This is a genomic window from Deltaproteobacteria bacterium GWC2_55_46 (assembly GCA_001595385.3).
Classification (GTDB): domain Bacteria; phylum Desulfobacterota; class GWC2-55-46; order GWC2-55-46; family GWC2-55-46; genus UBA5799.
The window spans coordinates 2,129,938-2,156,405 of sequence record LVEI03000001.1 but is presented as its reverse complement, the minus strand read 5'-3'; the positions used below and the strand labels follow the sequence as shown (position 1 = coordinate 2,156,405).

Below are 26,468 nucleotides of genomic sequence, written 5' to 3'. Positions count from 1 at the left end.
TTATCTTGCCCTCACATCATAAGGGGTCTGCTTGAATGTAATCTTTTCAGCGCGAAGACTGTCAACTGATATACGGCTCATCTCGCCGTAGATCACCCACGGGCCTTCAAAGCCGCCTGATTCCTTATCAAGCTGTTTCAGTACGGGCCTTGTGAGAACATTACCGCCATTCACCCGCTTATCGCCTAAGATACCGTTATACAAGAGGCTATAAGCAATACCATTATGAATGCCGAGAAAAGGCTTATTCGCCTTGCCAACATAGGGAATGCCAGTTTCCGAAAACCATACATGCGCGGCAAGGGCCTTGAAGCGCACCTTTGGGTTAATCTGTCCGTTTTCATCGAATACCGGCTCTCCGAGTTTATAAAACCTGAACCCGCCGCCGCCTTGCCAGTTTACAGCCTGTGATATGCCTCCCTGCTCGCCTTCGATAACCTTCTTTAAACGCGGAGCGCAATGCGTTATAGCGTGATCACCCATTTCAATGCCTATGTAGCGACGGCCCATTTTATGAGCTACAGCGGCGGCGGTGCCAGAACCGAGAAAAGAATCAAGAAGTAAATCACCTGAATTAGAAGCAAGCTGAAGTATGCGTTGAATTAATTTTTCCGGCTTTGGCGTATCAAATGACGCTTTCTCGTTAAAAGCTCGAACTTCGCGCTTAGCATCTTGGTTATCGCCAGCATCAGCTCTTAACCACAGAGTGTCTGGAACAATGCCCTCACCGACTTCTTTCAAGTAGGACTTCAGGCGAGGCTTGTCTTTTTCAAAATTCTTACCCCACCATATTCGTTCCTCTTTAATGTGCTCTTCATGTTTTTTTGGCTCATATCCCCAAACTCTTGTTTCACTCGGAAAAATCTCTTTTCCTGTTTTGGGGTGGATAATTGGATAATATAGATTAGGCCTTTCAGCTCTTGTCTTAGCGCATGTATAGACAACAGATTGCCACGGACCACGAGGGTCATTATCAGGGTTAGAATATCCTTTTAATTGACTTTCCGTTCGCTGTAATTCATTAGGACGCCATGATTCCTTGTCTTTTGCAAACAGCAAAATGTGATCATGACTTATACTCAACCATTTAGCGTCGTTCTGCTTGGCATATTTTTTTTGCCAGATCACATTTGCAACAAAATTTTTTCTCCCAAAAATTTCGTCCATAATTACCTTGAGGTAATGCCCTTCATTGTCATCAATTGAAACCCAAATACTTCCCTCTTCAGAAAGCAACTCCCTAAGCAATTCAAGGCGCGGATAGATCATAGCAAGCCAGATCGAATGCTCAAGGCTGTCATCGTAATGGGTGAATGCTGAACGGGTATTATAAGGCGGGTCTATGTAGATGCACTTAATCTTGCCAGCGTAGTAAGGAAGCAAGGCCTTGAGGGCTTCAAGGTTGTCGCCGTGAATAAGCATATTCTCGCTGGCTGAACCTGCCGAATGCTCCGGCACGGCCTCAAGCAGCCTGTACGGGGCTTTTCCAGCAGCCCTGATATCTTCGCCTTTCGTTAACCAGTTAAGTGTCGGCATATATTCAACAAAAAGATGGATTTTTCAAGATACGCTTTTATACCATATTACTTCCCAGGCCTTCAAAATTTTTTTCCCTTAAAATTCTGTTTATTTTACAACCAGACAGAACATATTCGGGCCAAAGTTTTTTGGGTTGATGGCTCAGGTGCGCATACTCTTACTGATTGGGGTAGAGATTATGGAGAGGTTTAGCAGAGTAAAGAAAAAAGGGACCAGCCTTTCGGCTGATCCCTTTTTGATTGATTGGTCGGGGCGAGAGGATTCGAACCTCCGGCCCCCGCGTCCCGAACGCGGTGCTCTACCAGGCTGAGCCACGCCCCGACAGTCAACAAATAAAGCCCCCCGCGGAAAATTGCGGGGTGATATTAGACATGCAATAAAAACAACTGTTACATTTCGCCCGCGATGCGTAACTCTATAAACCCCATCGTACGCGGCGGGGGATGTTTCTTATAACATATCTCGATATCTCAAGGCAAGTTTTTAAGCAGTTTTGCCCCCTCAGCGACTCTCTCACGATCAAATTGGAGATGGTGAAGCTTAAATGCCCTCCACAACCTGCCTGACCACGTTGCTCAAGTCCGCGATCCTGTACGGCTTCGCTATCACGGCCTTGAAGCCGAACCTCGCGTACTCGGACATTATCGAATCGTTGGAATATCCGCTTGATACTATCGCCCTGGCCCCAGGGTCAAGCTCAAGTAGCTTCTTTATGGCCTCTCTGCCGCCCATGCCGGCTGGTATGGTAAGGTCGAGGATCACAGCGTCAAAGGGGCTGCCCGCCTCCATCCGGACCCTGTACTTTTCAAGCGCTTCAGAGCCGTTCGCCGCGTAATCGACCTCGTAGCCAAGTTCCACGAGTATCTTACCGGCTATGTCCCTTATCATCTCCTCGTCGTCCATTATAAGCACCCTGCCGCGGCCGATCGACGGCCTTTCTTCAACCACCTTCGCCTTCTGCGGAGCAAGCTCCGTATCCGAAGCAGGCAGGTATATATGGAAAACGGTTCCGGAGCCCGGCTTGGTATCGAGGCTTATATACCCATCGTGGTTCTTGACGACCGAGTAGACGGTAGCAAGCCCCAGGCCGGAGCCCCCTTTTTTGGTCGTGAAGTACGGGTCGAAGACCTTGCCGATGTGCTCTTCAGGTATCCCGGGGCCGGTGTCCCTGATGTCTATCCTCAGGTAGCGGCCAGGGGAAAGGGGCAGGCCGCTCTCATTCGTTAAACTGACGTTCTCCGCCGATATCGTTATCACCCCGCCGCCGGGCATGGCCTGGACGGCGTTCAAGACGACGTTATGGACGACCTGGCTTATCTGTCCCGCGTCCACCTCGACCGGCGCGAGGTCCTCTGGCAGTTTTATCTCGCATTTTATGTTAGACCCAAGGACCGAGAAGCTCGCGGAATCGGTCACGATACCATTTATAGAGGTCACGCTCTTGACCGGGGCCCCGCCCCTTGAGAATGTAAGTAGCTGGTTCGTAAGGTCCTTCGCCCTCTGTGCCGCGTTGTCAGCGTCGTTTAGCGCCTTTGTGCCCCTTTCCCCGCACCCCAGGAGCCTCGCGAGAGAGACGTTGCCGATGATCGCCGTAAGGAGGTTGTTGAAGTCATGGGCTATGCCCCCGGCGAGTGTGCCGAGGGACTCGAGCTTGCTGGCCTTAAGCTGCTCGTCCTCTCGGCTCTTGCGCTCGGCGATGTTCCTCACGATAACGATAGTCGCGTCCACGCCGTGCCAGAGCGTCCTTGAAGCCGCCAGCTCTACCGGCACCGTCATTCCACCCTTGCCCTCAAGCGTTACCTCTTCCCCATGCTCCGCGTCCCCCTTGATCATGCCGTTAAAGTCCTTCGTGAACACCTCGTTGACATTATAGCCCAGCATATCCGCGAACCGGAGGTTCGAGTAGACGATGGAGGCATCTTCGCCGGTTATCAGTATGCCGTCTTTGGCGTTGTCCGCGAGCGCCCTGAAGTTCTGCTCGCTTTCCCGAAGCTCTTTTTCCACCCGCTTCCTCTCCGTCACGTCACGAAAGGTGGCAAGGACGGCAGACTCTTCCCCCCAGGTGGTCTTAACTGTCCTCACCTCGGCGTAGGCCTTCTCTCCCCCGTTCTGTATCTCCATATCCTGCTTCTCATACCCGGCTACCGGAAAGGTAAAGGGCATGCCTGCAAGGCCCTTCGCCTTTACGCCGAAAAGCGCCTCAGCCGCCCTGTTCATGAAAAACAGCGTATTGTCCTCCGCCACCACGACGATCGCGTCCGCGCTGGTCTCCAGGAGCATCCTGTGCTTTGCCTCTGACTCCTGGAGCTGCCTGGTCCTTAAAAAAACCCTCTCCTCCAACTTTTCGTTCAGCTGCTGAAGCTCGTTTTGCATATGGACGAGCTCGCGGTTTTGCTGGACGGCGTTCTCGTAAATCGAAAGGAGGAACGTGAGGATCTGCCTCCTGTCAGAAGATATCAGATACTTCTCGCCGGAGAACGAGACCTCTATGCCTTGAGCGTCCTCGCTCTCCTTGCGCTCGGAGAGCAGGGTCTCTATCTTGGACAGGAGATACCTCTCGTCATATGGCTTGGTGAAAAACCCGTCCGCCACCACCGAGGCCCTCTGTACTATATCCTTCCTGTCGAGGAGCGAGGTTATGAGTATTACAGGCACGTTCTTTAGCGCCTCGTCCTTTTTTACCTCATAGGCAAGTTCATAGCCGTCCATCACAGGCATGAGGATATCGCTCAGTATCAGCGTGGGAGGGTCTTTTTTGGCAAGGTCCAGGCACTCCCTCCCGTCCGAGGCGGTCCGGACGGAATAGCCGTGGGCCTCGAGAAAGTGCCTCAGCTGCTCGGCCTGCGTGGGGCTGTCCTCGGCCACAAGTACCTTTATCTCCCTGCGCTCGTCCTCTTCACTCATCAGGTGCCCCAGCACGCCCTCTATACGCGAGATGAGCCCCCGCTCGTTATACGGCTTCACGATGAAATCATCGGCCCCGCTCTCCATGCCCCTTATGACTTCCCTCGGGTCAGAAAGCTGCGTAAGCAGTATTACGGGTATCTCCTTGAAGGAACTGCTGCCTTTTATGGCCTTGCATAGCTCATAGCCGTCCATCTCCGGCATCAATATGTCAGCGAGGACGAGGAGCGGCTTCTCCCTGTCCATCGCCTCCAGGGCCTCTTTAGCGCTGTACGCCAGGTCTACCCTGTAGCCAAGCTGCCTGAGGCTCTCCTCTACCTGCTTCGCCTGCGTGGGGCTGTCCTCTACGACCAATATGTATTTTCCTTTTTCCATACCTTTCCTTAATGTTCAGTCCGGCCATCTACCGTTGACCAGAGATTTTATCCTTACCGGGATCATCTCCGGCGTAAGCACGAGGGAGGCCCCGCCCATCTTTATAGCCTCGCCCGGCATGCCGTATACGACCGCCGTTTCCCTGTCCTGCACTATCGTCACGCCACCCCTGTCCTTTATGAACCTCAGCTCCAGCGCGCCGTCCCTGCCCATGCCTGTCAAGAGCACCCCTATGACCTCTGCCCCGAAGGCCCGCGCGGCCGAACGGAAAAGGTAGGATACTGACGGCCTGATGCCGTTCTCCAGCTCCGATTGGCTCAAGACTATCGTGCCCCCGGGTTCTACCCCCGCGTGGAAGCCGTCGGGCGCGAAGTAGATGTGCCCAGGCAGGAGCCTTTCGCCGTCTGAAGCCACGCTGACTTTCATCTCAATGACCCCTCCGAGCCACTCCACCATCCCGTCTATGAAGCCCCTGGCTATATGCTGCACAACGACTATCGGCACCGGAAAGTCCGCCTCAAAGCCGGAGAGCACCGTCTGGAGCACCGGAGGCCCGCCGGTGGAGGCGCCGATCACCACCACCTTGACCTCCTTCTTCTCTGTCCTGAAGGCCCTTGAGGCGGACGGCTTCTGTACGCCCCTCGCCCAGCGCCTTACCACCTTGACCTCGGACATGAGCTTTACGGTCTGTATGAGCTCCCTTACGGCCTCCTTGTGGGCAGGATGCCCGGGCCCCGGCGGCTTCTCGACTATCGCTATCGCCCCGGCCTCTATGGCCCTGAAAGACTGTTCGACATGCGACTTGTCGTAATGGGCGCTTACGATGACTATCGGCACAGGGTTCGCGCCCATTATCATACTCGTGGCCTCATGCCCGTCCATGCCGGGCATATTGATGTCCATGGTGATGACATCGGGCCTGTTGGCCTGCATGAACTCGACAGCCTCCTCCCCGCTTGATGCCTCGCCTATGACACTGATGGACGGGTCGGCCTCGAGAAGATGCCTTAAATAATCACGCGCCACGCGCGAGTCGTCGACTATGTAAACGCTTATCAAATTAAAAAACTCCCGGCGCCATGCAACCCTCTACCCCGCAAGCCTCCTTATTATCTCAAGGAGGTTATTCTGGTTGAAGCTGCTCTTTACTATATAGGCGTTGGCGCCTGACTCGATGCCCTTTTCGCGGTCTTCCCTGGTCTCAAGGGCGGTCACCAGCACGACCGGCAGCTCCGAGAGGGCTTTATCGTTCCTTACCTTCGATGTAAGCTCAAAGCCGTCCATCCTCGGCATCTCTATATCCGAGACAAGGAGGTCAAATGGCTCTGTCTTAAGGAGCGTGTACGCGTCGACCCCGTCCACGGCCGTCCTCACCGAATAGCCGGCCGATTCGAGTATGTTCTTGAGGAGCATCCTTGACGTGATGGAGTCCTCGGCGACCAATACCGATATGGCTTTGGGCTCGGCGGCCTCAAGCGGGACGATCGAAGGAGACGGCCTCATAGCCGACCTCAACAGGTCCGGCACGTTTATTAGAGGCGCCGGCCTGCCGTCTCCCAATATCGCCGCCCCGGATATATTCCTCACCAACGCGAGCTGCGGGCCCAGCCCCTTTACAAGTATCTCTTCCTCACCGGCCATCTCATCGATTCCGAAGGCCATCTTCCGCCCGCCAGAGGCCAGGAGGAGCATGGTTATGAAGCCGTCGTTCTTCCTGGGCCTGGGAGGTATCTCGAGGACCGCGTCAAGCCAGGCGAACGAATACGGCTCCCCGTGTATGTATACGGTCTCCCTGTTCCCGGCGGAGCTCAATTCAGAGGCCTTTACCCTCAAGGTGCGCTCCACGCTCGATACCGGTATTATGAATGTCTGCCCGCCAGCCAAGGCCAATATGCCCCTGAAGGTGGCTATGGTAAGGGGCATGAAGAGCCTGAACTTCGTCCCCAGGGGCGAAGACTCGACTGTAACAGACCCGCCGAGCCTCTCTATCTTTTCGCGCACGATGGCAAGCCCAAGGCCTCTGCCAGAGAGGTCTGTTATGATGTGGCTTGTAGAAAGGCCCGAATGGAATATGAGAGAGAGAGCTTCCTCCTCGCCTAACTCGGCCGCTTCCGCCCCGTCGACCACTCCGTTCTTCACGGCCGCCGCCTTGACCTTTTCCATATCGATGCCCCCTCCGTCGTCAGAGACCGTCACCTCCGCCTTTCCTTCGAGGTGCGCCATCGTTATCGCTACGGTCCCCCTCCTCGGCTTGCCTTTCCCCTCCCGTTCCGAGGGCCTCTCTATGCCGTGGTCCACGCAGTTCCTCACCAGATGGATGAGCGGGTCCTTTATCTCCTCCAGTATCCTCCTGTCTATCTCGGCCCCCTCGCCTGTTATCACGAGATCGGCCTCCTTGCCCTTTTTCCTGCAGATGTCCCTTAAGAGCATAGGGAAACCATCGAGGACGCTGGAAAACGGCATGAGCATCGATTGCTTGACCTCTTCCAGGAGGCCGTCTATCATCCTGCCGAGCGCCCTGCCATGCTGCCTGGAAGAGCGCGAGAGCGCCCGCGTTGCCTCATCCATGGCCTTGAGGCGCGCCTGGACCCGGCTGAAGATCTCTCCCGTATCTTGGGACGCTGCCGCCCCTTTACCCGCCGGCAACCTGCCATACCTGCCGAGCTCGTCTTTAAGGTCCTTGAGCATACCTTCTATCTCTGCGGAAAGGGCCGAGTTCAGGGAAGATACCGACTTCAAGGGCAGCATCTCCTCGGCCTGCATAAGCAACAGGCCCAGCTTTCCCGTCGAAACCCTCACGGTATCAGACGAGAGGTCCCGTGGGTACTGCGCTGGCCTTTTTATCGCTTCTCTTGCGGGTGTCTTCGCCTCTTCCAGGGCTGCCTGGTCAGGCGATGGCGGCCTTTTAATGACCTCCTGCCCCCTTCCCTGGAAGGTCATGACAGACGGACCCCCTGAGGCGAAGCTGTCGAGCTCCTTCGCGAGGCCGGCCGCCTGGGCGCGCTCAGGGCATGGCTCAGCCCCGGTCTCGGTGGACGCGACGATCGAGCGCACCGTATCCATCGCGGCACAGATAACGTCGAAGAGGTCCCTTGACTGGTTTATCCTCCTCATCTTCCACTGCGAGAAAACACCTTCGAGAGCCTGGCAGAGGGACTCTATCTCAGGGATACCCACGGCGCGCGCGGCGCCCTTCAGGCTATGGGCCTCCCTGAAGACGGTCTCCACTATCTCCATCTGCACCTCGACCGGCGGCATGCGCTCCAGCTCGATGACCCCGGCCATGATGGTGCTTATGTGCTCCTGCGCCTCCGCCTTGAAGGTCGAAATGAGCCGTCTTCTGAACTCGGTATCCTTGTCCATCCGTACCCTTTAGGAGAGCTTATAATGCTGGACCATGGCCTTGAGTTTGCCGCCGAGCTCCTGGAGGTTCCTGACGGTCAACTCCACCTGCTTCGTGCTCGCGGCCGTCTGGGTCGTGGCCTGCTTTATGCTGTTCATGGCTATCGCGACCTGGTCCATTCCAACGAGCTGCTGCTGGCTGGAGGCGGCTATCTGGATGACCGACTGGGATGCCTCCCCGATGGTGTCGGCGAGGGTACGTATCGTGTCCCCTGTGCCGGAGGACTGAAGCACGGTAGCCTCGACAGCCTTGCTGCCCCGCTCTGTGGCCATGACCGCCGCGCTGCTGGACTTTTGTATGTCATTGAGGATCGAACGCACCTGCCTGGTCGCCTGCTTGGACTGCTCCGAGAGGCTCTTTATCTCCTGAGCGACTACCATGAAGCCTTTGCCATGCTCTCCGGCCTTCGACGCCTCTATCGAGGCATTCACAGCCAGGAGGTTTGCCTGCTCCGCGAGGTCGTCGACCGCCGCTATGATCTCCCCTATGGCCTGGTTGTGCTCGGAGAGCTTCACGATGGTTTCCGCTATGTACTCGACCTGCTCCTTTATATTGCCAATGCCCCGGAGCGTATCCTGCACGAGGCGCGTGCCGTTATGCGAGACCTGCACGGCGTTCTGGGCTATATCGGAGACATGCCTCGCCTTCTCGGAGGAGACGTTGGCGGTCTGCTTGACCTCCTCGACCGTGGTCGTAGTCTCGGTGACCGCTATGGCGGTCTGCTCCGCGCCTGAAGCGAGCTCGGAGGTGGTCGCCGCTATCTCGTTGGATGATGTCGCCAGCACGCTTATAACCTCCGCCAGTTCGCCGGTCTGCCTCTGGAGCCTGTCTATCATCTGCCTGAAGGTGTTTGAGAGGGCGCCTACCTCGTCCCTCCTGCCAAGGTCAGGGACATTTACGGTGAGGTCTCCTGAAGCCACCCTGACGGCGACATCCGAGATGTCCTTGAACGGGCTGGCGATGACGTTGTTCAGGAAAACGGCGAGGACCATGCTAAAGAGGACGGCCGCGGCCCCGAGCGATAGCGAGAAGATGAGCGAGCGCTGGGAGGCCTTTTTCGACACTTCTACCATGAGCGCGGTCTGCCGCTTGGATTCGCTCTCCAGGTCGGCCGCCAGCGAGGTCATCCTCTTGTAGCGCTCTGCCTGGATGCCCATCGCAAGCTCGCGAGCGGCCTCGGTCTTGCCGGCGTATAGCAAGGGTATCAGCCGCCTGTCCCTTGTCTCGGCGAAATCATCGAGGATGCCCTTCATCTCCCGAAGCCTCCAGGAGGCGTCTTCATTGTCCCTGTTCCTGTCGAGAAGGGTCTTGAAGAGCGAGTCTATATCAGCGCTCTTCTCCTTGATGGCGTTGTGCCAGGCCGCCTTTTCAGCCGCGCTCCTGGATCCCGTCATCGACAGGAGCCCGACGCGTATGGCGTCAAGCCTGGACAGGAGTGTCAGCGTATCGACGGTATTGGCGAACTCATGCCCTATTATATCTTCCTGCGCCTTCTCTATCTGTACGATGTTCCTGGTCGTGATGATTATGACAGCGGCAAGGAACAGGATGACCAGCCCGAAGCCGATGAAGAGCTTCATGCGGGTCGATATATCATAGAACCATCTCATATCCATCCTCCTGGCCTATTCGGCCTTTTCGTATACTATTATCGATCTGTCGGCGAGGAGGCGACCCGCGTCCAGCACCACCGTGCCTTGAGCGGAGACCCCCTTGAGGTACTCTTCCCTCACGCCCGTAAGGGTCGGGAGCTTCCTGAGCCCGTCCGCCCATATCCTCGTTACCCCGAGTATCGAGTCAGCGAGCACCCCGAACTGCATCTCCTGGGACTTGAGCACAATGAGCTTGCTCAAGTCGGTTATGCCCTTCCAGGGAAGGTCGAAAAATCTTCTCAGATCTATTACCGAGAGTATCTCGCTCCGGATGTTCACTATCCCGAGCACGAACGCGGGGGTGCAGGGCACAGGCGTAAGCTCATGGAGCGGGGCCACCTCCCTTATGAGCTCCGTGGTGAAGGCATACCGTTCGCTTGCGAGCGTGAACTCAAGGGCCTCAAGGAACTCGCCTTCCGGCTCAGCCTTCTCGCGTCTGGCAAAGGCCTCGGCCCTTCGCCTCAATACCTCCTCGATATGATCCCGCGATGGGCGGCTCCTTTCGGCGAGCCGCTCTCCTGTCTTCGCGAGCCTCTGCCTGACCGCCTCCCAATCTATTCCGGGCTTCTCCTTACCTGCCAACTGTACCTCCATCGAGCGCCATGGTTATGATCTCTTTAAGCCTGCCTGCCATAATGCCGTCAGAGGCGTCAATGGCCTGTTCTTCAGGCAGGGCGCCGAGCAGCTTAAGCGCTACCCTGTAATGCCTTTCGGATGCCTGAGAGCGCCCTTGCGACGCAAGGAGGTTCCCGAGCACAAAGTGCGCTATTATGAAGTCCTGGTCGAGGTAGATGGCCTTTTCAAGCCCCTTGACCGCCTCTTCACCCCTGCCCTGTTCGAGCATTATCGTTGAAAAGAGGAAGTGAGCCGCCGCGTTGAATATGTCCTGCCTCAATGCCTTTTCGCACCATGTGGCGGCCTCGTCAAGCCTGCCCTGATTGGCATAGGCCCTGGCGAGAAGGAGCATACCCCTCTCGTCGAGCCCCGCCCCCAGAGCCGTCTGTTCGAGTATCGCAGCCGCGCGGGCGTACATGCCCCGGTGATAGTCCTTCTCGGCCTCATCGTAGCCCCTTGCCTCAGGGCGAAGCGCCTGTGGCGCCGGAGGAACCTGCACCAAAACAGGCTTGATAGAGGGTGCGGGTACAGGATGGAAGACCGGTTCCTCCCTGAATAACGTCAGGCGGGGGCGCTTTGGCGCCTCTGCCTTCCGGTAGAAGATGGCCCCATTCCTGGTCTCTGGCGTAAAAAGGTTGGCAATCGACCTTATGGCCTCAGCCGGGCTCATGAGAAGCCACCCGTCGTCAACTACGCAATTGTGAAAACCGCGCATCACCCTCCCGGCTACCTCGTTCGAGAAATACATCATCACATTGCGGCAAAAGAGGATGTCTATAGCGTTGGTATTATTGAGGAGCGACGGATAGGCGTCTTCCGCCAGGTTCAGGTACGAAAAAGTCACCATCCTGCCTATGGCCGGGTCTATCCTGTAGGCGCCACCCCTCTCCTTGATGAAATATCTTTCCTTGAGCCACACCGGCGTATCCCTGAAGGACCAGTCGGTATAGACGCCTTCCTGAGCCTTCCTCAGGGCCGCCGGGTTGATGTCAGTAGCGAGTATGCTGATGTTCCAGTTTTCACGGTCCGGGACGAGCCTCGAAAGGAGTATCGCTATCGAATAGGGCTCTTCACCGGTCGAGCAGCCTGCGCTCCAGACCCTGATCCGCCGGGCGGCCTCTCTCGCCCTCAGAAGCTCCGGCACTATATCGGCCTCAAGGGCCTTGAACGAGGCCCTGTCCCTGAAAAAATAGGTCTCTCCCACGGTCAGGTAGGCTGCGAGCCTTTCGACCTTCTCCCTTTCCGGCGGCCCTGAGATGATCCATCTTACGAGCTCCATTTCGCTCTCGAAGCCAAAGTCCCGCGAGACCGCCGATATGGCGCGCTCCAGGTCCTGGAGGCGGCTCTCGGTGAAATGGAGCCCCATGAAAGAGGAGATGAAGTTATTAAGCTCCTGGAGGATCTGCTCAGGTATTCTACCCATTTTTCCTTTCCATCCCTTCGAGGGCGCCGTCGAGCTGACGTTCCTCTTCGATGGAGAGAAACCTGTCTATATCCTGTATGACTATCATCCCGCTCGCGTGCTTCGCCACACCGCGGATGTGCTCAAGCCCTGGCAGAACCTCTACTGACGCCGTGATGCTCCCTGGCTCGCAATCGATTACGCCCCTGGCCTCATCGACGACCATCGCCACAGTCCTCTTCGACGCGGCGGCTATGAGTATCTGCTCGCCCAGGGAGATCTCGCGCCAGGGCTTTCCGAAGCGCGCGCGGATATCGAATACAGGGATGACCTTGCCCCGGAGGTCCAGGATACCGAGTACGGCTTGAGGGGCATTCGGCAGGGGCGTAAGCCTTACCGAAGGCATTACTCTTTCGACTTTTTCGAGGGGCAGGGCGAGGACGAGGTCGTCAATGGTAAAGCAGACAAGTCTATCCGGGTCAACCATCGAAAGATCCTTTTATATGCTTTAGCGGATGCTGAAAGTCTATTATTATCATGCGAGAAACGTTTTTTGCTACGAAGGTCTCCAAGATAGTTATAGAGACGGGAATCCCAACGCCGCAACTTCGCAATGACCACAGTTCCGCCGCCTGTAGGATTATCTGAATACCTTTTCTATATCCTAAATACGAAAAAATTTCAACAAAATGAATCACTTCCCCCGGTTCAGGCCTTTTGCCGGGGGTGGCGGAGCAGAGGAAGAGCATAGATCCGGGGGTTTGTACGTGGAAAGGATTGAGGAAGTGAACAGGCCAAAAAGCAGGTACGCCCCCCGATGGACGGGGGGCGGCGGGTTTGATCCTCCTGAAGCGCAGGAGGCAACTACGCTTTCGAGGTATAGGCAGGTTTTGTTTTACGGCTGGAAGTATGGATTAAACGAAGTCTCGCTTCAGCCCTGACGGGGGCGTCAATTTTGTCGTTATCACCTTGCGCGCTCCTGAAGCCGTTTATAAGCTCCTTCAACTCCGCGGCAAAGACCATCAGCTCGCCTGTCGCCTTCTCGACCTCTCCTATGGACGTAACGCTCGTCCTGGAGACATCGGCGATGGAGTCCATGCTCCTGGTTATCTCCGCCGTGGTGGCGCTCTGCTCTTCAGCCGAGGTGGCTATCTGGCCTATCATGTCAGTGACCGTCTCGACCCCGGAGACTATGTCCTTGAGGGCCTGGCCGGCCTCGTTCGCGAGCTTAAGACCGTTTTCGACCTTCCCGGTGCCTTCGTTCATGGCCGAGACCGCCCTGGATGTCTCATCCTGTATCGATTGGATCATGACGCTTATCTCCTTGGTGGCCCTGGTCGTCCTTTCGGCGAGCTTTCTCACCTCGTCGGCGACTACCGCGAAACCCCTGCCCTGCTCTCCGGCCCTCGCCGCCTCTATGGCTGCGTTGAGCGCGAGGAGGTTGGTCTGGTCCGCGATATCGTTTATAACCGATACTATCGTGCCTATCTCCTCGGAGCTCGCCCCGAGCTTCTTTATCGTCCCCGCCGACACGGACGTGGCTTCCGCCACGTCCTTCATGGCTGCTATGGCCTCATGCACGACCTGTCCTCCCTTGGCGGCTATCTCTCTGGTCTTTCTCGCGTCGATAGAGGCCTGCTGGGAGTTCCGCGCTACCTCCAGGACAGTGGCGCTCATCTCTTCCATGGCTGTCGCGGCGTGAGTGGTCTGCCCCGATTGCATCCGGGCGCCTTCGGATATCCGCCCCGAAGTGGCTGAAAGCTCCTCGGAGGCAGCTGCCAGGTCTACTGACGTAGCGGATATCTTTTCTATTACGCCGGAGACGCGCTCCGACATCCTGTTGACGCTCACGCTCAAGCTTGCGATCTCGTCGTTCATCTCGCGCCCCAGGAAGCTCACTTTCACGTTTGACCTGCTATCCAGCGCCCCCCTGGAGAAATCCTCGACAGACCTCTTTATCTCCATTATCGGGTCGAGTATATGGTACCTCGCGAGGAGCATGAAAAAGACCGTGAGGCCGCCGAGGGCGACAGCCGGCAGGGCAAGCGCCGCCAGCCCCTTCATGGCCGTTGACCGTGCCCGCTCCGCTATGAGCTTCGTAAGGGCGTTGCCGGCGGCGACGACATCCGGCATGTGCCTTTCATGGATGAGCATAAGCTCTCCGTTGTACTTGTCCTCTGAGGCGACCCCGGCAAGGAGGACGCCTTTGTGCTCCTGCCATTGGCTGTCCAGGGGCCTGTTCTTGAGCGCCGCGTCGAGCGCGGCTGCTTCCTTTTTCATGTCTATGTAGATGCTCTCCTTTTCCATCTGGGAGGAGAGATAGAGCTCGAAGAGGTAGCCGAGCCTCAGGACCCCGGCATTGCCAGCCGGCGACACACGGCCCATCTCCTCGACCATCCGTGAGGTGGAGTCCTTTATCTTCGACTTGGACTCGCGCACGGTCCTGCCGTACTCCATAGCCCTGTCCAGCGAAACGGACATCTCCGTCCATCTCATCTCAAGGCTGTCGAGCTTCTCGACAAGGTCCTGCCCCTTTAGCGCGGGCACAGCCTCTCCGCCGTTCCTCAACGCCCCTATGGTATCGCCAAACTCGGCCTTCCTCTCATGGAACGCCTTTTCGAGGGCGGCGTTACCTGTGGCCACATGCCTGCTCAAGAGCTCGGTTATCTCCACGGCCTTCTTTCTTAGAGAGCCTGCCTCGTCCACCTGGGAGTATTTCTGCCCCATCCCGCTAACTACCCAGTAGACAACCGGCATCTGCAGGAGAAAAAGCGCGAGCAGGACCGTGTAGCTTCCCATGAGCCTTGTCTTAATCGACTGCCAGTTCATCAACGCTCCTTTTATCGGCATTATTAAAGACGACCATGCCCATGATCTCGAGAAGCTCTTTCGAGCTGAAAGGCCTTTCTATCCAGCAGGTCGCCCCGGCCTTTCTCCATTCCATGCGCCTGTCCATGCAATCGACCGGGGCCATCACCAGTATAGGCACTCGCCGGAGCGCCTGGAGGTTCCTCATCGACCTGAAAAGCGCCTCCTCTTCGGCCCCTGGCCTCTCATAACCGGCCACGATGATCTCCGGCAGGAAGCCGGAACTTAAGACCCTCCATACGCCGCTCAAGTCTGCCGCCTCCCTCACCTCCGGATATAAAAGAGCGAGGAAGCAGCTGACCATGGACCTCAATGAATGCTCTTTCGCGACCACGAGTACTTTCACGGGGATCTCCAAATCGCGAGTCAAGCTTAATACGGATGCGCCTCTTGTAATCATTATCGGACAGACGCGGCCGCTGGATAATAGTGATATAAGTTTAATTTAGCCGGAAAATGAGATGAATCTGGGGTAATGCGATGGATTGAGGAAGTTTTGCGCAGAAGGTTGAGTCGAAGGCTAATCCGTGTGGACTATCCCTTTTCTGATGGCGGTCTTTATGAGGCTCGCCATGTCGTGCACCTTAAGCTTCTTCATTATATTGTTCCTGTGGCTTTTAACGGTGGCAAGAGAGATAAAGAGCTTCTCGGCGATCTCCCTGCTGGTCGAGCCGTCCGCTATATGCTTCAATATCTCTTTTTCCCTCTGGGAGAGGGTATCGAAGGGGTCCTGCCCCTGGTCCTTCTTGATGACGTCCACGAAATCGTTCAATAGATCCTCGGTGACGGCGGGGCTTGCGTACTTGCTGCCGGCGCGGACCTTTTCTACGGCGCTCAGGAGCTCTCTGGGGTCGGAATCCTTCAGCACGTAGCCGAGCGCCCCGGCCCTGAAGGCCTCTATGGGCCTGGAGATGTCGGCGTGCATCGAAAGGATAATCACCCTGGTATCGGGGAAATCCTCCGATATCCTCTTGGTCGCCGATATGCCGTCGAGGCCGGGCATGGTGATGTCGAGGATGGCGATATCGGGCTTGAGCGCGGCTATACCCTTGAGGGCCGCTGCCCCGTTATCGGCCTCTCCTACGATATCGAATTCACCCGGAGGCAGGACGGACTTGATGCCGTTCCTTATGACAGGGTGGTCGTCTGCGATAAAAATAGTGGTCTTCTTCATACCGTGGGCCTGGCAACGATAATTTCAGGCATTATAATCGAATGGCCGGGGTAAAAGCAAGAGATGGGTTTCGGGCAGGGTGTTTTATCGACTATCCTGTCAGTTGGCTATCTTCCTCAATGGCTCGACCCCCTTGGTCCTCCTCAGTATGACCTCCACTTCATCCTTGTCCAGCGATTCATCTTTGATGAGCGCGGCCGCCAGTTCCTCGAGCGAACCACGGTCCCTCAGCAATATCTCGTCGGCCTTCCTTTCCGCGCTAACGATAAGGCTCCTTATCTCCTGGTCCATGAGCCAGGCCATAGACTCGCTGTAGCGCTTCTGAACCGATATGTCCCTGCCAAGGAACGGATGCTCCTCGCCCCTGCCGAAGTTGATGGGGCCTACCTTATCGGACATCCCCCACTGCGCCACCATCTTCTCAGCGAGGGCGGTGGCGTTCTTCAGGTCGTCATTGGCACCACTGCTCACGTCCCTGAAGACGAGCTTTTCCGCCGCCCGGCCTGCGAGCGCCACGCAGAGCCTGTTTACAAGGTAGCTTTTGGGGTAATAGTGCCTGTCCTCCTCAGGAAGGAACTGGGTCGCGCCCAGGGCCATGCCCCTGGGGATGATGGAGACCTTATGTATGGGGTCGGTGTGCGGCAGCTCCCATGAGACGAGCGCGTGCCCCGCCTCGTGGTACGCGGTTATCCTTTTTTCTTCCTCAGAGAAGGTCTCTTCCCTCTTGGAGCCCATTATGACCCTGTCCCTGGCCTCCTCGAAGTCCATCATCTCTATCCTCTCCTTGCCCTTCTTTACGGCCTCGAGCGCCGCCTCGTTGGCGAGGTTCTCAAGGTCCGCCCCGGTCATGCCGGGGGTCCCCTTCCCGATCTTCTCCAGATCGACGTCCGGGGCGAGCCTCTTATTCCTCGAGTGGACCTCGAGTATCGTCTTTCTGTCCTTCCACCCGGGCCTGTCTATGACGATATGCCTGTCGAAGCGCCCGGGGCGCAGAAGCGCCGGGTCGAGGACGTCCGGCCTGTTGGTGGCGGCTACTACGATTATCTCCTCGTGCGGCTCGAAGCCGTCCATCTCGCTCAGGAGCTGGTTCAAGGTCTGCTCCCTTTCGTCATGCCCTCCGCCAAGGCCCGCCCCCCTCACCCGGCCGACTGAATCTATCTCGTCTATGAATATTATCGAGGGCTTCGTCTCCCTTGCCTTCCTGAACATGTCCCTGACCCTCGAGGCGCCAACGCCCACGAACATCTCGACGAACTCGGAGGCGCTTATGCTGAAAAAGGGCACTCCCGCCTCCCCGGCGGTGGCCCTCGCGAGCAGCGTCTTCCCGGTGCCCGGAGGCCCTACCAATAAAATGCCCTTCGGGATCTTCGCCCCTAACATGGTGAACCTTGCCGGGTTCTTCAGGAAGGCGACCGTCTCCTGAAGCTCCGCCTTGGCGTTCTCGAGCCCGGCGACGTCCTTGAAGGTGACGCTCGACTTCCTCAGGCTATAGAGCTTGGCCTTGCTGAGCCCGAAGTTGAACAGGCCTGGCTGAGCGCCTCCCTGCCCCTGCTGGACCCTCCTGATTATAAGAACCCATATCCCTATGATAAGCACCCATGGCAGAAGGAGCACTACAAACTGCCAGAGGGCCGACCCCCCGGCTTCCGGCTCGACGTTGATCGATATCCCATTTTTAGCAAGCTCCGTTATTATTTCATCACCCTGGAAAGGCGGCATGTAGGTCAGGAAAGCGGACGCGGGTGCTTTGCCTTCGCCCTCCGGCCCTTTTACCTCCACCGTTTTCCTGAACTCTCCTGTGACCTCCTGCCCTTTAATGGTAACGGAGCTGATGTTGCCGGAGTCGAGCTGTCCCCTGAACTCGGTATAGGTTATCCTCTGCCTCTCGACTTGCGCTCCGGTATCGACAGCCTCTCCCCAGAAGTATATGAGAACGCCGAATAGCATGAGGGCTATGAGCACCTTCCAGCCGGAACCCCTGTCAACGCCATCCGGGTATTTTCTTTCATCAGCCATACTTCAATTCTATAAGAGATTCAGATGAAATCAATCGGGAGGGCAGGCGAGGCGGGAATACCGCGCCCGTTATTTGACCTCTTATCAGGCGGATATATGCTTTATATATAAGCATTTCACAAAAAGACGCCCTCAGATGGAAAAAAAGAAAAGCTGCCAGGAACGGCAGGAGAGGCAGGCACAGGAGTGGGGCGAAAAGATAGAAGGGCTCAGGAAAAAAGCCGCCCTGGCGAAAGGGGAGAAGGAGGCAAGGCTTTAGCGCAGCGTCCTACCTTACGTAAAAGGCAAGCACCATTTCAAGGGCGATAAGGATGAGTATGCCGAGCTCTATGATATAGGCACGCCTTATCGATATCTCGTCGTGTACCATGTTATAGGTGTTCATAACGGTCTGGAGCTTCTCTTTTATGCTCGTCTCCCAGTCCCTGCTGCGGAGCACCGTCATGAACGTCCTGTATATCCTCGCGTAATAGATGTCTTCCGTGACCTTGAGCGAATTATTGACCCGCTCTGTCACCTCGGTTATGTCCGTTACGGTCCTTACGAGCCTTCTCGCGAGCTTTTCATACTCCCTGAGCCTCAAAAAAGAGACCACGCGCCTTCCGGATATCTGCTTGTATATCCAGTTCATCTCCTTGTCTATGACCCTGTCGTAATACCTTAGCTCGAATATCTGGGCGTTGGCGAACTCCAGTATGTCGGGCAGGTCAAAGCTCCCGGAAGGGTCGATTATGAAGGCGTTGTCAACGTGGACTATGACAAGGTCGTCCGGGTAGTAGCTGAAGCTGTTCTTGAGTGTCTCTTCGGTGGTAAACCTGCTCAAGCTTCGCGACTCATAGAGCAGCAGCCGCGAAGGGTCGTATTGTTCGAGAAGCTCCGCGGGTTTTACCCCCCCGGCGAGCTCTTCGACATAGATGATCATGTAGTCCTCAAGAAAACCCTCTTTTATCTCAGGGCCGACTATGGCCGGACCAAGGGTCTCCATGAGGCTGTTGACGTACTCTCTTGCGTGGAAGTCTATGGTGTCGTCGCCGTCGAGGCCGCTTACCGCCCTCTCAAGGGCGCCGACAGGGGTGCCTGGGGGCACAGGGATATCGAACATTATCGAGAGGACGCCGAAGTCAAAGGCCTTGGCTATCACCGTTACGGCGGCCTCTACCCCGAAATAACTTTTTCTGAGGGGCTGCAACTCGAGAGCGACAGGCGGGTTTGCGAACTCAAGGGCCTTCATATACGGCTGTTTCGAGAGCTTGAGCCTCCTGGTCCCCTCCTTCGCCCTCTCCTCTATCTTCGCCAGGTCTATCTCAAAGGCCACATCGAAAAGCCTGTATATGAGTATCCTGCCCTTGTCTACGGAAATCATCCCTGAAAGCCCTGAGACAGCATCAAAGGCAGCCTTATCGAGGCGGTGGTGCCGCTGCCGGGGGCGGATGAGAACTCAAGGGTACCGTTGTGCTCCCTTATGATGGAATAGGATATCGAAAGGCCGAGGCCTGTGCCTCCGCGCTCGCCCCGCGTGGTGAAGAACGGCTCCGTGATCCTATCGAGCACCTCCCTGGTCATGCCGGCCCCGTCGTCTTTCACCTCTATTACGACCTGACGGGCGGCCTCGTCGAGGTACGTCGAGACCTTTACCCCCTTTTCCCTGGCCGGAAGCGCCTGAAGCGCATTCAGGACCAGGTTGATGATGACCTGCTCTATCTTCTGTGAACTGCCCTTGACCGCCGGAAGGCCTTCCGCGCAGGAGAGCTCGAAGCAGTCCGTGAACTTCATTATCTGGCTTGAGAGCATCGATATCGAAGACCTTATAGCCCGGTTCACGTCCATCTCACCGTCGAGAGCGCCCGCGCCGCCCCTGGAGAAGTCCTTAAGGGTGTCCACTATCCCCTTTATCCTTCTCGACCCGTCCGTTATCCCTGAGAGAAGCTCAGGGACGACCTCGCCCATCTCGGAATACGGCAGCCCGCCCATCGAGAAATCGCCGTTTTCCCGGTAGTACGCATCCAGTATCTTTACGGCATCCTTCCACGCGTCAGACAGGAGGGTGGAATTGAAGAGGATGAAGTTATTGGGGTTGTTTATCTCGTGCGCCACGCCTGAGGCGAGCGTGCCTATGGAAGTCATCTTGTTCGCGTGGATGAGCTTGGCCTGCATATTTCTGGCCTCTTCCTCCATGCGGAGCATCTCGGTCATGTCTTTGATCGTGCAGAGCACCACCCTGCCGCCTCTTAGCTTTAACGTCTGGCCGCGTAGCGCAACGGTGACCCTGGCCCCGTCTTTCCTCATCCCACGGACCTTCTCTATGCTGAACCCTACCCCTGCCCCCGTAAGCTTCCTGAGGGGTTCGCAGACGTCTTCGCCGGCCAGGAAAGACGGGCATTCGAAGGCGGCAAGCTCATCCCTCGAGTACCAGAAGAGGGCTACGGCGGCCGGGTTGGCGTCGAGGACCCTGCACCCGCCGTACTCGAACAGCACCTGCGCGTCCTCGTTCTGTTCGAATATCTGCCTGAACCTCTCTTCGCTTTCGCGGATCGCCTCTTCTGCCTTCTTTCTGCCGGTTATATCGCGCTTGACGCCGAGCACGAGCTCCCTGTCCCCGACCTTGAAGGGCGTGATGGCCAGGTCCACCCATACGGTAGAGCCGTCCTTCTTCCTCAAAGGGGCTCCGGGCAATAAGCCCCCTGTAGCCCATAACGCCCTGTATTTTTCTATATCTTCCGTGCTCACGGGCAATAGCAGGGTTATGTCGGAAGAAAGTATCTCGTCCCTTGTGTACCCGACCATCCGGCACCCGGCCAGGTTCACGTCCACATAGCGCCCCTCGGTGTCGATGACGAACATGCCGTCCATAGCCGACTCGAAGATAGTCCTGAGCCTTTCCTCGCTCTCCTTAAGGGCCAGGACCGCCTTCTTGCGCTCGGCTATCTCATCGAGCGATTGGATCGCGAACCCTATGTCGGCCGCGAGGCTGTCCATGAGGTCTATCATCTTTTCGGTGAAGATGTCAGTGTCCGAGGAATAGACGGCGATGTTCCCGAAGAGCTTTCCTCCGGCCTTGAGGCCGAACGAGGCGCAAGAGCCGTAGCCGCGCGCTCCGGCCTCATTCCTGCAAAGGCTCAAGCAATCTTCATTTCCCATGTCAAAGCAGATGACGTGGCCGCCTGAAAGGAGGGTCTCCCCTACCGGGTCCAGATGGCAGGGTTGCGCGCCCTCGCGCTTGAAGGGGATCGGCCCAAGGCCCTCAAAACCGCCACCCGCCTGGGCGACAGGGATTATCTCGCCGGTTGAGAGGTCGGCCTCCCCTATCCATGCCATCATGAAGCCGGCCCTTTCCACGAGGATGCGGCTGGTCTCACTTAAGATGCGTGACCTGTCGGTCTCCCTCACCAGCATCTTATCGACCTCTATTATGGTCTTCAGAAGGCGGTTAAGGAGAAAGACCTCTTCCCGCGCCTTTTTGTGCTCCCGCCTGATCCCGTAATCCCGGAACTCGCGCTCTATGGCCGGGACGAGCCTGAACATCCGGTCCTTGAGGACATAGTCGTCGGCGCCGGCCTTCATCGCTGTCACGGCGAAGTCCTCTCCCATGAGGCCCGATACGATGATGACCGGCGCTTCAAGGCCGGACTCCCTTACCGCCTTCACCACATCGAGGCCGTTGAGCTTCGGCATCGCGTAATCGGAGATGACAAAGTCCCACGGCCCCTTTTTGAGGGCCTCGGCAAGGTCTTTTTCGTTATCTACCCGGATAAACGACATCTCGTAGCCGCCGCGCCTCAGCTCGCGCATGATAAGTATGAGGTCGTCTTCCGAGTCCTCGGCTATAAGTGCCTTTAAATGGGTCAGTGGTCTGTTGCCGCTGTTCAAAGCTGTTTTTCCTATAAACATTTCATGATGGAGCGCGCTATATTGTACTCACAACTCATTAAAGAGTAAAATAAAAAGTCGCTCCGCTCTCCTTTTCTCCTTCAGCCCAAATTCTCCCGCCGTGGCGCTGTATTATCCTCTGAACGGTCGCCAGGCCTATGCCGGTGCCGGGGAACTCGTCCTCGCCGTGGAGCCTCTGGAACGGGATGAAGAGCTTCTCGGCGTGCTTCATCTCAAAGCCGGCGCCGTTGTCCCTGACGAAGAAGACGGTCCTGCCGCCCTCCTCCCCTGATGATCCGAACTCGATCCGGGCGGCCCCCTTTTTGCCGGTAAACTTCCATGCGTTTCCCATGAGGTTCTCCATCGCTATCCTCAACAGGGGCTGGTCGCCAACGGCAGCGAGGTTATCATGGATGATGAACTCGGATACGCGCTCCGGGCTCGCTCTCCTAAGCTCCTCGGCGATCGTTCTCGCCATGCCGCTCAAGTAGACCCTTTCAAGCGTCATCTCTGCCCTCATCACCTGCGAGAGCCTCAAAAGAGAGTCTATCAGTTCTCCCATGCGCGCGCTCGCCGACTGGAGCCGGCCCAAATAATCCAGTCCCGTACTGTCAAGGCTTCCTGCATAGTCCTTCGCGAGTATCCTTGAGAAGCCGCCTATGGTCCTGAGAGGCGATTTGAGGTCATGCGCGACGCTGTAGCTGAAGGCCTCCATCTCCCTGTTGGCCGCCTCCAGCTCCGCGGTCCTTTCCGAGACCTTCCGCTCGAGGTCCAGATTGAGCCTTCTCACCTGATCCTCCGCCCTCTTCCTCTCGGTTATGTCCGTCGATATCCCGGCGACCGCAAAGGGCTTGCCGTCAGGCCCCTTTAGCCTGTACTTTACGGAGAAATAGGCATGCATCCCGTCCTCTTGCGGGACGATCTCCTCGAACTCAAGTGGCCGTTCGGAGGCAAGGGCCGCCAGATCATTGGCCCTGAACCTGTCGGCCGTTTCCTTCGGGAAGATATCGTAATCGGTCCTCCCGGCTAACTCCTCCCTGCTTATATGGAAGAGCTCCTCGTATCTCCTGTTTATAAGGACATACCTGCCCTCGAGGTCCTTTAGATAGACAACGCTTGTGGTGTTGTCCATTATGCCCCTGAAGCTCTCCTCGCTGGCGGCAAGCGCCTCGGTCCTCTGCTTTATCTCCCCTGCCATCCTGTTGAACGACTCCGCAAGGAGGCCTATCTCGTCGCTCGTCCTAACCGGCACCCGGACGCTATAATTGCCTGAGGCCAATTCTGCGGAGGCGGAGGCAAACCCTTTGAGCTGCATCAGGACAAGCCTGAAAAAATATACGACCAGGGCGGAGATAAGGGCGACCGTGACAATGAGTGTCAGCAGCGCGTTCACCTGTATCCGCCTTACAGGCGCGAGGACCTCGGCCCTGTCCAACTCTGTAATGAGGACCCATCCAAGCGTTGGCATGCAGATCGACGCTCCGGCGACCATCACCTCCCTGTAGTCCTTGTAGAAGCCGGTAAAGTCCCTGTTTTCGCTGAAGCACGCCCTCACCGCGCTCGTATCTACGGACTGGGCCATTACCGTGTCCGGCAAAAGCCAGGAAGGGGTCAGCATCAGCTTGTCGCTTCCTACCAGGTATATGTCCATGGTCCTGTACCTGGGGGCCGCTACGTGGATGACATCGGGTTCGATCATTAAGGGGACCCTGAAAATATCCAGCTTCTCGATAGGCACAAAGCCCACCATCACCCCGGTTACCCTGCCGTTGTTCAAGCCGTAGATTGGGGCGGATATAGCTATCTCAGGTTTATTCTCAAAGCCCTTGGAGCGCATCGATATCGACAGACCCTCAAGGCCTTTCCTGAAGAACTCCTCTGCCGATTCATCGGCGCCTACCCGTGCGCGGTTGGTGGAGGCTGCCGCCAGGCCGTCCGTACCCAGGATCGTTAACCTGTAGAAGCCCTTGGCGAGCGGGAGCTTGGATTCGAGCAGGTACCGGCTGAGCCCGGCATCCTCCTTTATCCCGGCCTCTATGTCCCGCTCCAGGCTTTCCCTTATTAAGCCGTCGCTTGAGAAATCCAGCACCCTGTTCTTTGTCATCTCCAAGAAGAGCTGTACGTCCTCGGCCCGGGCTTCTGCCAGCCCGCGGAGCTCCTCGAGCATGAGCCTCTCGATATTTTTGCTGATACTGCCAAGGGTCAGTATAAAGGTGACGAGGATAGGAAGGAGCACTATGGCAAAGGCTAAGATGACCTTGTAGGCGAGGGGGAAAGACCTTTTCATACTCTCTCGGAGGAAAAGCCGGGTGGCAAGGCCTTGCCTGGTTTTATTTAAAAACGTATACTTGAAAAGCCTTGGCCTTGACAGGTAGAAAGCCTTTTATGGCTTTCTACCTCGGCCTGTCACTTCTGGCTATCGCGGAACCTGCCCCTCGCCTCTTCGATTATCTTCAAGGCCGCCTCGCGCCCCGCCCAACCCTCGATGCCTGTTTTTTTCTTCTCCAGGTCCTTGTATATCCTGAAAAAATGCCCTATCTCCCGCAACAGGTGCGGCGGCACGTCATTCAATTCCTTTATATAATTCCAGAGCGGGTCCTTCAAGGGCACGCAGAGTATCTTCTCGTCGGGCCCCTTTTCATCCCACATCTTGAAAAGGCCCACCGCCCTGGTATCTATATGGCAGCCCGGGAAGGTTGGCTCCCACAAGAGCACAAGGGCGTCGAGCGCGTCCCCGTCCCTTCCAAGGGTATCTGGTATGAAGCCGTAATCGCTCGGGTAGTGGACCGACGAGAAGAGCATGCGGTCGAACCTGAAGACCTGCTTCAGGGGGTCGTACTCGTACTTGTTCCGGCACCCCTTCGGGATCTCGATTATTACGGTAGTTACGGCCTCATTGCTCAAAATGCCTCCTTTGTCCGGCTCCCGGAGGAAGGGACAAATGACGACATGGCTCTAAAAGATTTTATATTAGGGCTGGGGTTCTGTCAAACAAGAGAACCGCAAGGGTGGGCGTGCTACTCGGTAATCATAGCCTGGCTGTCGTTCTGGTTTCTTATGGCGTAGGTTATGAGCTGGGGCCTGTTCTGGATATCGAGCTTATGGAAGATGCGCTGCAGATGGGTCTTTACCGTAGGCTCGCTTATGCACAGTTTTCCGGCTATCTCCTTATTCCTGTAGCCCTGCCCTACAAGGCGCACCACATCCCACTCCCTTTCCGAAAGGGCCGGCCTCGTCGACTTTTTCAGGGCATGCAGCCCGGCGAGCAGGTTTTTGACGTCTATCTTGTCGAGCCAGACCTCACCGCCAGCAACCGCCCTTACGGCCTTCTTCAGGAGCAAGGGGGTGGAATTGGCCACGAGCACCCCTTTGAGCCCTTTTGTAAGGACGGCGGATATTATGTTCTCCTCTCCGCAGCTCGAATCGATGAGGATGAACTTATGCCCTATGGAAGCTGGCTCGCCGAAGACGTTGAAGAGCGTGGTGAAATCGACCAGGACGCAGTCCGGCCTTAGCGCCTCTATCGCCCCGGCAGGGTCTTCGCCGGGCCTTAAGACCTCGATCGACTTTATATCCTCGGCCCCCTCCAGGAGCTTCCTGATGCCCTCGGCGAAAAGGAGATTACTGAAAGCGAGCAGTACCTTGATCATTTAATCCTCTTTATGCCGGCAACGGGCTGAAAACCGCCAATTGCCGCTTTTTCCCCTTTACCTTGCCGGAAGGAATCCGTCATATCGCGTCAAAGGAAAGGATATCCGACTGGCGTATTATCTTCTTGAGCTTGTCAAGGGCCTTTACCTCGATCTGCCTTACGCGCTCCCTTGTGACCCCGAAGGACTTCCCTATGGACTCAAGGGTCTGCGGCTCATCCTTGTCGAGGCCGAACCTGAGCTTCAGTATCGTCCTCTCGTTCTCATCGAGCATCCCCAGCCAGTCTGTTATCCTCTCGCTCCTCCTCGATTCGTCTATGATATCCATGGGGGCCGGGAAGCGGTCGTCCTCGAGCCTGTCCAGGAGAGACTGGTCGGTGTCGTCCGGAAAGCTCGCCTCAAGCGAGTAGCTCTTCTTGCTTATGGTATTGAGCTTTTTCACGTACTTTCCTGAAAGGCCGGTCATGTCGGAAAGCTCCGTCAGGCTGGGCTCCCTTTTAAGGGTCCTCGTAAGCTCCCTGTTCGCCCTGGTAAGCTTCGAGATGTCGGCTGTAACGTGTATCGGGAGGCGCACTATCGAGGACTGGTTGGCTATGGCCCTTTCTATAGCCTGCTTTATCCAGTAGGTGGAGTAGGTGGAGAACTTGCAGCCCTTGGTGGCCTTGAAACGCTCGACCGACTTTATGAGGCCTATGTTGCCTTCCTCTATGAGGTCTTGAAGGGGAAGGCCCCTGTTGAGGTACCTTTTGGCGATATTCACGACGAGGCGCAAATTGGCCTCTATCATCATCCTGCGGGCTTCGTTGTCGCCCTTGGCTATCCTCCTTGCCAGTGTCTTCTCCTCGTCGGATGTAAGGAGCGTAAACCTCTTTATCCCGCTGAAATAGACCTTGACGGAATCGGTCGCCGTGTTCTCTCTTTCCCGGTCCTCCTTCCTGCCGCGCCTCCTCGCCCCGGTCTTCGAAGCCGCTTCAACGTCTATCACGGTATCGGTCATCCCCGC

Annotated in this window: 20 protein-coding genes and 1 tRNA gene; 1 reads left to right on the top strand and 20 read right to left on the bottom strand. The window is 56.6% G+C overall.

The annotated features are described in order from the left end of the window. The 14 genes from A2V21_310175 to A2V21_310110 form a co-directional block, all read right to left on the bottom strand. The gene (locus A2V21_310175) at window positions 1-1,536 is read right to left on the bottom strand and encodes a DNA methylase (GenBank protein OIJ74592.1); all 1,536 of its coding nucleotides are present in this window, start codon (window positions 1,534-1,536) and stop codon (window positions 1-3) included. A gap of 247 nt (window positions 1,537-1,783) precedes the next feature. Beyond that, a tRNA-Pro gene (locus A2V21_310170) sits at window positions 1,784-1,860 on the bottom strand. 219 nt (window positions 1,861-2,079) lie between these two features. Further along, window positions 2,080-3,621 carry a hypothetical protein gene (locus A2V21_310165; GenBank protein ID OIJ75151.1) on the bottom strand — a complete coding sequence of 514 codons (1,542 nt, stop codon included), beginning with the start codon at window positions 3,619-3,621 and terminating at the stop codon, window positions 2,080-2,082. A 1,212-nt stretch (window positions 3,622-4,833) separates the two neighbouring features. After that, window positions 4,834-5,877 (bottom strand): chemotaxis response regulator protein-glutamate methylesterase, encoded by a 1,044-nt coding sequence (locus A2V21_310160; protein OIJ74591.1) that lies wholly within the window; start codon window positions 5,875-5,877, stop codon window positions 4,834-4,836. A gap of 30 nt (window positions 5,878-5,907) precedes the next feature. After that, window positions 5,908-8,181: a hypothetical protein gene (locus A2V21_310155; protein OIJ74590.1), complete on the bottom strand. Its 2,274-nt coding sequence runs from the start codon at window positions 8,179-8,181 to the stop codon at window positions 5,908-5,910. Window positions 8,182-8,190: 9 nt separating this feature from the next. Next, a complete protein-coding gene (locus tag A2V21_310150; GenBank protein ID OIJ74589.1) occupies window positions 8,191-9,831 on the bottom strand; it encodes a hypothetical protein in 1,641 nt (546 codons plus the stop codon). Between the two features lie 15 nt (window positions 9,832-9,846). Then, window positions 9,847-10,467, bottom strand: a complete 621-nt coding sequence (locus tag A2V21_310145; protein OIJ74588.1) for a hypothetical protein — start codon at window positions 10,465-10,467, stop codon at window positions 9,847-9,849. Then, window positions 10,445-11,911, bottom strand: a complete 1,467-nt coding sequence (locus A2V21_310140; GenBank protein ID OIJ74587.1) for a hypothetical protein — start codon at window positions 11,909-11,911, stop codon at window positions 10,445-10,447. Before A2V21_310140 ends, A2V21_310145 begins: the two co-directional genes overlap by 23 nt. Then, window positions 11,904-12,377 carry a hypothetical protein gene (locus A2V21_310135; protein ID OIJ74586.1) on the bottom strand — a complete coding sequence of 158 codons (474 nt, stop codon included), beginning with the start codon at window positions 12,375-12,377 and terminating at the stop codon, window positions 11,904-11,906. The genes A2V21_310140 and A2V21_310135 overlap by 8 nt, the downstream gene beginning before the upstream one ends. Continuing rightward, the gene (locus tag A2V21_310130) at window positions 12,370-12,588 is read right to left on the bottom strand and encodes a hypothetical protein (protein ID OIJ74585.1); all 219 of its coding nucleotides are present in this window, start codon (window positions 12,586-12,588) and stop codon (window positions 12,370-12,372) included. The genes A2V21_310135 and A2V21_310130 overlap by 8 nt, the downstream gene beginning before the upstream one ends. Window positions 12,589-12,754: 166 nt before the next feature. After that, a complete protein-coding gene (locus A2V21_310125; protein OIJ74584.1) occupies window positions 12,755-14,719 on the bottom strand; it encodes a hypothetical protein in 1,965 nt (654 codons plus the stop codon). Next, window positions 14,700-15,116 (bottom strand): hypothetical protein, encoded by a 417-nt coding sequence (locus A2V21_310120; protein OIJ74583.1) that lies wholly within the window; start codon window positions 15,114-15,116, stop codon window positions 14,700-14,702. The genes A2V21_310125 and A2V21_310120 overlap by 20 nt, the downstream gene beginning before the upstream one ends. 162 nt (window positions 15,117-15,278) lie before the next feature. Then, window positions 15,279-15,932, bottom strand: coding sequence for a hypothetical protein (locus A2V21_310115; protein ID OIJ74582.1), 654 nt, complete (start codon window positions 15,930-15,932; stop codon window positions 15,279-15,281). 99 nt (window positions 15,933-16,031) lie between these two features. Next, a complete protein-coding gene (locus A2V21_310110) occupies window positions 16,032-17,948 on the bottom strand; it encodes a cell division protein FtsH (protein ID OIJ74581.1) in 1,917 nt (638 codons plus the stop codon). 73 nt (window positions 17,949-18,021) lie between these two features. Between A2V21_310110 and A2V21_310105 the strand changes: the two genes are divergently transcribed. Then, the gene (locus tag A2V21_310105) at window positions 18,022-18,207 is read left to right on the top strand and encodes a hypothetical protein (protein OIJ74580.1); all 186 of its coding nucleotides are present in this window, start codon (window positions 18,022-18,024) and stop codon (window positions 18,205-18,207) included. Window positions 18,208-18,216: 9 nt separating this feature from the next. On the opposite strand, the gene A2V21_310100 is transcribed toward A2V21_310105, so the two are convergent. From A2V21_310100 to A2V21_310075, 6 genes are all read right to left on the bottom strand, one after another. Beyond that, complete coding sequence (locus tag A2V21_310100) at window positions 18,217-19,311, bottom strand: hypothetical protein (GenBank protein OIJ74579.1); 1,095 nt, start codon at window positions 19,309-19,311, stop codon at window positions 18,217-18,219. Further along, entirely contained in the window at window positions 19,308-20,531 is a 1,224-nt protein-coding gene (locus A2V21_310095; GenBank protein ID OIJ75150.1) for a PAS domain-containing sensor histidine kinase, read from the bottom strand. The genes A2V21_310100 and A2V21_310095 overlap by 4 nt, the downstream gene beginning before the upstream one ends. A 1,342-nt stretch (window positions 20,532-21,873) precedes the next feature. Further along, the gene (locus A2V21_310090; protein OIJ74578.1) at window positions 21,874-24,102 is read right to left on the bottom strand and encodes a hypothetical protein; all 2,229 of its coding nucleotides are present in this window, start codon (window positions 24,100-24,102) and stop codon (window positions 21,874-21,876) included. Between the two features lie 119 nt (window positions 24,103-24,221). After that, complete coding sequence (locus A2V21_310085; protein ID OIJ74577.1) at window positions 24,222-24,719, bottom strand: inorganic pyrophosphatase; 498 nt, start codon at window positions 24,717-24,719, stop codon at window positions 24,222-24,224. 113 nt (window positions 24,720-24,832) lie between these two features. After that, complete coding sequence (locus A2V21_310080; GenBank protein ID OIJ74576.1) at window positions 24,833-25,465, bottom strand: hypothetical protein; 633 nt, start codon at window positions 25,463-25,465, stop codon at window positions 24,833-24,835. Between the two features lie 79 nt (window positions 25,466-25,544). Further along, window positions 25,545-26,462 carry a hypothetical protein gene (locus A2V21_310075; GenBank protein OIJ75149.1) on the bottom strand — a complete coding sequence of 306 codons (918 nt, stop codon included), beginning with the start codon at window positions 26,460-26,462 and terminating at the stop codon, window positions 25,545-25,547. Window positions 26,463-26,468: the final 6 nt, after the last annotated feature.